Raw genomic sequence first — 6223 nt, forward strand, 5'->3', positions numbered from 1 at the left:
GCGCACGGTGAACCGGCTCGTGCGGCGCGAGGCGATCGAGAGCCCGAGGGTCGAGCTGGCGACCGAGCTCATGGTCCGGGGCAGCACCGCCCCGCCGCCGTGACCCGTTCCGCCGTGGCGCTCGCGGGGCGGGGGCCACGGGGCCGTTGACACCCCGGTTCGGAGCTCCTTAGGCTTCCCTGAAGTGCCGGAATTTTCCGGAATCCCCTCATGCTCCGCCCCAAGGAGACCAGTGTGACCACCCCCCACCGACGGACGCGGGGCCGCCTCCTCGCGCTCCTGATCACCCTCGGCCTCGCCCTGTGCGCCGCGGCCCCCGCCTCCGCGTCATCCTCCCGACCGGCCCCGCCCTCCCCCCGGGGGCACGCCACCCCCGACATCGTCGACTCCACGCAGCGCGGCGGCCGGGCCGTGGCGCTGACCTTCGACGACGGGCCCAACCCGGGCGAGACCTCCCGCCTGCTCGACGTCCTGCGCCAGCACCGCGTCAGGGCCGTGTTCTGCCTCTGGGGCGAGCACGCGCGACAGCACCCCCAGCTCGTCCGGCGGATCGTGCGGGAGGGGCACACGCTGTGCAACCACTCCATGCGACACGACGACATGGGCGACTGGTCGCCGGAGCGGATCCGCGCCGACCTGCTGGAGACCAACGCGGCGATCCGCGAGGCCGTGCCCTTCGCCCGCATCCCGTACTTCCGGGCGCCCTACGGGGCCTGGGGGCGGTCCCCCGAGGTGGCCGCGCGGATGGGCATGCAGCCGCTGGGCTGGAGCCTGGCCGTCGAGGACTGGGTCCCGCCCGGCACCGACGAGCTCGTCCGGCGCCTGGAGGAGGGCGTCACCCCCGGATCGGTGGTCCTCCTGCACGATGGCGGGGGAGACCGCGGCCAGACGGTCTCGGCCGTGGAGCGGACCATCCCGCGGCTGAAGGCCGAGGGCTGGCACTTCTCGCTCCCCGCCCGGCGCGGATAGGGGAGGACGAGACCATGCCCCACGCCCCCGTCCGGTGGCGCGTCGCCACCGTCATGGCCAGCACGCTGCTCCTGCTCGGCGGCTGGAACGCCACCGGCGCCGCCGCCGACCCGGAGCCCCGTACGGCCGACCCGGCGCCAGGCGACCGGGTCGGCACCTGGGCGACCGCGCCGACCGCCACACCGGCCACGGCCACCCCCGTCCTCGACGACGAGACCGTCCGGCAGGTCGTGCGCACCAGCATCGGCGGCGACCAGCTGCGCCTGCGGCTCACCAACGAGTTCGGTGGGACGCCGCTGCGCGTCGGAGAGGTCCACGTGGCCCTGCGCGCGGGCGACTCGGGAACCGACATCGACCCGTCCACCGACCACACGGTCACCTTCGGCGGCCGTACGTCGGTGACCATCCCCGCGGGTGCGCCCATGATCAGCGACCCGGTGCCGCTGGAGCTGCCCGAGCGGTCCGACCTGGTCGTGAGCGTCCACCTGCCGGAGCGGACCCCGGTGACCACCCTCCACGGCTCCTCCTACCAGGAGAACGTGGTGGCCACGGGCAACGTCACCGGTGCCACGTCCGTCGAGGCGACCAGGACGTTCACCCAGTGGTACTTCCTCTCGGGCGTCAGCGTGAGGGCCCGCACCAGACTCGCCGACGCGGTCGTCGCCCTCGGGGACTCCATCACCGACGGCGCCGAGACCGAGGTGAACGCCAACCACCGGTGGCCCGACCTGCTCGCCGGGCGCCTGCCGCACACCGGTGTGCTCAACTCGGGGATCGCGGGCAACCGGCTCCTGCACGACCCCAACCCGCCCGAGGGGAGTGACGCCGAGGACTTCGCGGCGTTCTTCGGGCAGAGCGCGCTGCGCCGCTTCGACCGGGACGTGCTGGCGCGCCCGGGTGTGGGACACGTCATCGTCCTGCTCGGTGTGAACGACATCGGGCACCCCGGAACGGTGGCCCCGGTCTCGGAGGCGGTGACCGCCGAGGAGATCATCGGCGCGCACCGCCAGCTCATCGCCCGCGCCCATGCCGCCGGTCTGCGGATCTACGGGGGCACGATCCTGCCGTTCGGGGGCGACTCCCTCGGGTTCCACAACGAGGAGAACGAGGCCAGGCGGCAGGCGGTCAACGAGTGGATCCGCACGAGCGGGGAGTACGACGCCGTCATCGACTTCGACGCGGTGACGCGCGACCCGGAGCACCCGCTGCGACTGCGGCCCGAGTACGACAGCGGCGACGGCCTGCATCCCAACGACGCGGGTATGGCGGCCATGGCCGACGCGATCCCCGCCCGGCTCTTCCGCCCGGGGAGGTAGCCGGGGCGGAGGAGGCCCGCTCCCCGGTTCCGACAGGCCGGGGAGCGGGCCGTCGAGCTCTCACCGGTGCCTCAGGCGCGCAGCAGGCGCCAGGTGGCCAGGGCGACCTCCCCGGCCGGACCGGGATCACCGTCCCCGCCGACCCAGTCGGCGATCACCCCGACCAGCGCACCCGCCAGGTAGGCGGCGTGTGTGCGGGCGGGGACCGCGCCGGGCGGCCGCGTTCCCCGTTCGAAGCGCGCGGCCAGCTCATCGGTGAGCCGCGTCCGCAGCCGGTTCGCGAAACGGGCGCTGCCGTGGTCGGAGAGCATCCGCCGGTAGAGCACGGCACGGTCGGCCACGTGGCCGAACAGGTCCACCAGCGGTTCCGGGGGGCGGTCACGCGGTGCGTCCAGTGGGCACAGCGCGGCGCACCGCGCCACGTGCGCGACGGCGCCGTCCATGGCGTCGGCGACCAGCGCGTCCAGGTCGGCGTAGTGCTGGTACACGGTCGCCCGGTTGACCTCGGCCCGCCGGGCGACGGCGGTCATCGTGACGTCGCCGAGATCGGTCTCGGCGGCCAGGGACAACAGGGCCGCACGCAGACGGTCGCGGGTGCGCTGGACGCGGGGATCATCGGGGTTCACGGGGACAGCATACGACAGCCGTTGCTTAGAAAACGATTGTCCTCTGAACGACAGGCCTTGCTTGAGCAACAACTGTCTCTTAAGTTGGTCGCATGAGGATCGAGATCTGGGCTGACGTGGTCTGCCCGTGGACGTACGTCGGCAAGCGGCGCCTGGAGCGGGCGCTCACCGGGTTCACCGCCCCGGAGGGGAGGGCTCCGGAGACGGTCTGGCGCCCGTACCGGATCGACCCCACGGCCCCCGCCGAGGCCGAACCCCTGGACGAACTGTTGCGCGATCCCCTCGTGGACACCGCTCTCCGGGCCTGCGCCCCCGACCTGACCCCGGCCGAGAACCGCGTTCGCGTCGCCGAGATCGCGGAGGCCGAGGGCCTCGGGCCCCGTTGGGGCGCCGCCTGGCGGGTCAGCAGCCACGACGCCCACCGGCTCCTCACCCTCGCCCTGGAGTCGGGCGGTCCGGGCCTCCAGGGCGCCGTCGCCGAAGGAGTGCTGCGCGCGCACTTCGTGGAGGCCGCCGACATCGGTGCGGCCGAGGTCCTGGACCGCGTCGCCCGCGAGGCCGGTTTCCCCGAGGGCGGGCCCCTCCTGCGGGAGGGGGCGGGGGAGGAACGCGTCCGCGAACTCCTGCTGCGCGGCAGGGCCGTCGGCGTGCGTACCTCACCGACCCTCGTGGTCAACGGCCGGGCGCTGGAGGGCGCTCAGCACCCCGACGTGATCCGGGACTTCCTGGCGGGCTCCGCCGCGCACGCCACGCGCCGACTGCCGGAGGAGGTGGAGCGCTTCCGCCAGGCGGAGTCCCTGCTGGGGCAGGGCGACCCCTTCGGCGCGCTCACGCTGCTCCGGCCGATGCTGGACGAGTACCCGTCCGACCGGAACGTGCGCCTGCTCGCCGCCCGCGCCTACCACCGTTCCGCGCAGCTGGGCCGCGCCCTCAGCGTGCTGGAGGCACTGGTGGAGGAGGCCCCGGACGACGCCTACGCCCGCCTGCTGCTGGGCCGCACCCTCCAGCGCCGCGGTGAGAGGGAGCGGGCCGAACCCCACCTGCGCCTGGCCGGGGTGATGGTCCCCGCGTACGTCTGACGCGGACGCTTCCGGACCCCGTGGCGGGTTCCGGGCGTCCGCTTCACGCGGCCGCGGGTGCCTCCATCAGACGCCTCCGCGTGGCGACTCCGATCGCGGCACAGGCGTACCCCTGGGTTGACCGGGCTTCTTGCCCAACAAGCCGCAACTCTGCGCGACTTTTCCACTACTTTTGGCTACTGTTCGGGTTGTCAGACTCCGCGCCCGACGCACACGTCCCGCTCATGCCCTCAGAGTTGTCTCCCCGGCGCGCGGAGCGGTGTGAAATGAGCTTCCAGAGCCGTGGTCTTGGGGGATACGTGGTCACAACCAGTCGGACGAAGGTCACCCGCGAACAGCCGACGCGGATCACGATCGGTCCCGCCCCCAGACCGGGCGGGACCGTCGCGCCGCACGGCGGGGCCGCGTCCGGTGGTACGGCCGCCAACGCCTGGATGCGTCCGTACGTCGTGAGCCTGGTCGGTCTGGACCTGGCCGCCGCCCTCGCGGCGACCCTCGGCGGCACGGCGGTCCGCTTCCACTCCGCGCTCGGGGCGCTCACCACGCTGCCCTACCTCTGGATCTCGCTCCTGCTGCCCCCGCTGTGGGTCCTCTTCGTCTACCTGGGCGGCGGCTACGCCCGTCGCTTCCTCGGAGTGGGGACCGAGGAGTACCGCCGCGTCGCCACGGCCGGAATCGCCCTCGCCGCGGCCGTCGCGGTCGGCGCCTACGCCGTCCGCTTCGACCTCGCCCGCGGCTACGCGCTCGTCGCCCTCCCGCTCATCCTCCTGCTCAGCCTCGGCGGGAGGTACGGGCGCCGCAAGGCCCTGCACCGGCGCCGCCGCTCGGGCCAGTGCATGAGCGGCGTCGTGGTCGTCGGCTACCGCGTGGCCGTCCGCGACCTCGTCCGGAGGTTCCGCGGCGAGGTCTACCACGGCATGCGCGTCGTGGGTGTGTGCCTGCCCCACGAGGAGACCGTTCCCGGTGCGGGGGTCGACGAGGTGGAGGGCTGCCCGGTCCTGGGCACCTTCACCAGCGCCGCGGACGCCGCCGCCCTCGTCGGCGCCGACACCGTCGCTGTCCTGGCGTGCCCCGAGATGGACGGCGCCGAGCTGCGCCGCCTGGCCTGGCGGCTGGAGAAGACCGACACCGACCTCATCGTCGCCTCCGCGCTCATGGACGTGGCCGGGCCGCGCACCTCCATCCGCCCGGTCGCCGGACTGCCCCTCCTGCACGTGGAGCACCCCGAGCTGGTGGGAGCCAGACGCGTCCTCAAGGGCGTCTTCGACCGCTGCGCCGCCGCCCTGGCCCTGGTCCTGCTGTCCCCGCTGTTCCTCGTGCTGTCCGCCCTCATCCGCTCCGAGGGCGGCGGTCCCGCCCTCTTCACCCAGACGCGCGTGGGCCGGGGTGGCGACGAGTTCACCGTGTACAAGTTCCGTACGATGGTGGTCGGGGCCGAGGCGTTGAAGGCGATGCTCCAGCCCCGCAACGAGCACGACGGGGTGCTGTTCAAGATGCGTCGCGATCCCAGGGTGACGGCCGTGGGCGCCTGGCTGCGCCGGTACTCACTCGACGAGCTTCCCCAGCTCGTCAACGTCGTCCGGGGGGAGATGTCGCTCGTCGGCCCCCGGCCGCCGCTTCCGGAGGAGGTCGCCCGGTACGGGGACGACGTCCGCCGCAGGCTGGTGGTCAAGCCGGGAATGACGGGACTGTGGCAGGTCAGCGGCCGTTCCGACCTCTCCTGGGAGGAATCGGTCCGTCTGGATCTGCGGTACGTGGAAAACTGGTCGCTGACGTTGGACATCCAGATCCTGTGGAAGACGTGGTCAGCGGTGATCCGTGGGGCGGGAGCATACTAGCCGGTGAAGAGCATCCGAAACGATCATGAGGTGGCCCGGGACCTGGCGAGCGAGGCGGGGCAGCTGCTGCTGCGCCTGCGCGCCCGGCACGGTTTCGACGAGCCCGACGTGCTGCGCACCCTGGGGGACCGTACCTCGCACGAGTTCCTGTTCTCCGCGCTGGGACGGCTGCGGCCCAGCGACGTCGTGCTCTCCGAGGAGGGCGCCGACGACCTCTCGCGGCTCAACGCGCGCCGGGTGTGGATCATCGATCCGCTGGACGGCACGCGCGAGTTCGCCGAGGCCGGGCGCACCGACTGGGCCGTGCACGTGGCGCTGTGGGAGAACGGCGACCTGGTCGCGGGCGCCGTGGCGCTGCCCGCGCAGGGCAGCACCCTGTCCACGGTCGACCCGCC

At 73.4% G+C, this 6223-nt stretch carries 6 protein-coding genes; 5 read left to right on the forward strand and 1 reads right to left on the reverse strand.

Translation table 11 applies throughout. The annotated features are described in order from the left end of the window. Window positions 1-234 precede the first annotated feature (234 nt). On the forward strand, window positions 235-969 hold the full coding sequence (locus D455_RS0113770) for a polysaccharide deacetylase family protein (RefSeq protein ID WP_040684847.1): 735 nt from the start codon (window positions 235-237) through the stop codon (window positions 967-969). A gap of 14 nt (window positions 970-983) precedes the next feature. Further along, window positions 984-2285 carry an SGNH/GDSL hydrolase family protein gene (locus tag D455_RS0113775; RefSeq protein WP_017571299.1) on the forward strand — a complete coding sequence of 434 codons (1302 nt, stop codon included), beginning with the start codon at window positions 984-986 and terminating at the stop codon, window positions 2283-2285. Between the two features lie 71 nt (window positions 2286-2356). On the opposite strand, the gene D455_RS0113780 is transcribed toward D455_RS0113775, so the two are convergent. Continuing rightward, entirely contained in the window at window positions 2357-2911 is a 555-nt protein-coding gene (locus tag D455_RS0113780) for a TetR/AcrR family transcriptional regulator (RefSeq protein ID WP_017571300.1), read from the reverse strand. A gap of 92 nt (window positions 2912-3003) precedes the next feature. Between D455_RS0113780 and D455_RS0113785 the strand changes: the two genes are divergently transcribed. The 3 genes from D455_RS0113785 to D455_RS0113795 all read left to right on the forward strand — a co-directional run. Beyond that, window positions 3004-3990, forward strand: a complete 987-nt coding sequence (locus tag D455_RS0113785; protein WP_017571301.1) for a DsbA family oxidoreductase — start codon at window positions 3004-3006, stop codon at window positions 3988-3990. A 299-nt stretch (window positions 3991-4289) separates the two neighbouring features. After that, window positions 4290-5828, forward strand: a complete 1539-nt coding sequence (locus tag D455_RS0113790; protein WP_017571302.1) for a sugar transferase — start codon at window positions 4290-4292, stop codon at window positions 5826-5828. Window positions 5829-5831: 3 nt separating this feature from the next. Continuing rightward, window positions 5832-6223: inositol monophosphatase family protein (locus D455_RS0113795; protein WP_040684848.1), on the forward strand; the 392-nt coding region annotated here is incomplete at its 3' end.

The organism is Nocardiopsis halotolerans DSM 44410 (genome assembly GCF_000341065.1).
Taxonomy (GTDB): domain Bacteria; phylum Actinomycetota; class Actinomycetes; order Streptosporangiales; family Streptosporangiaceae; genus Nocardiopsis; species Nocardiopsis halotolerans.

Bases quoted from the DNA above. Each gene is read 5' to 3' on its own strand.
- D455_RS0113785 (WP_017571301.1), top strand. From the start codon at position 3,004: ATGAGGATCGAGATCTGGGCTGACGTGGTCTGCCCGTGGACGTACGTC.
- D455_RS0113775 (WP_017571299.1), top strand. From the start codon at position 984: ATGCCCCACGCCCCCGTCCGGTGGCGCGTCGCCACCGTCATGGCCAGC.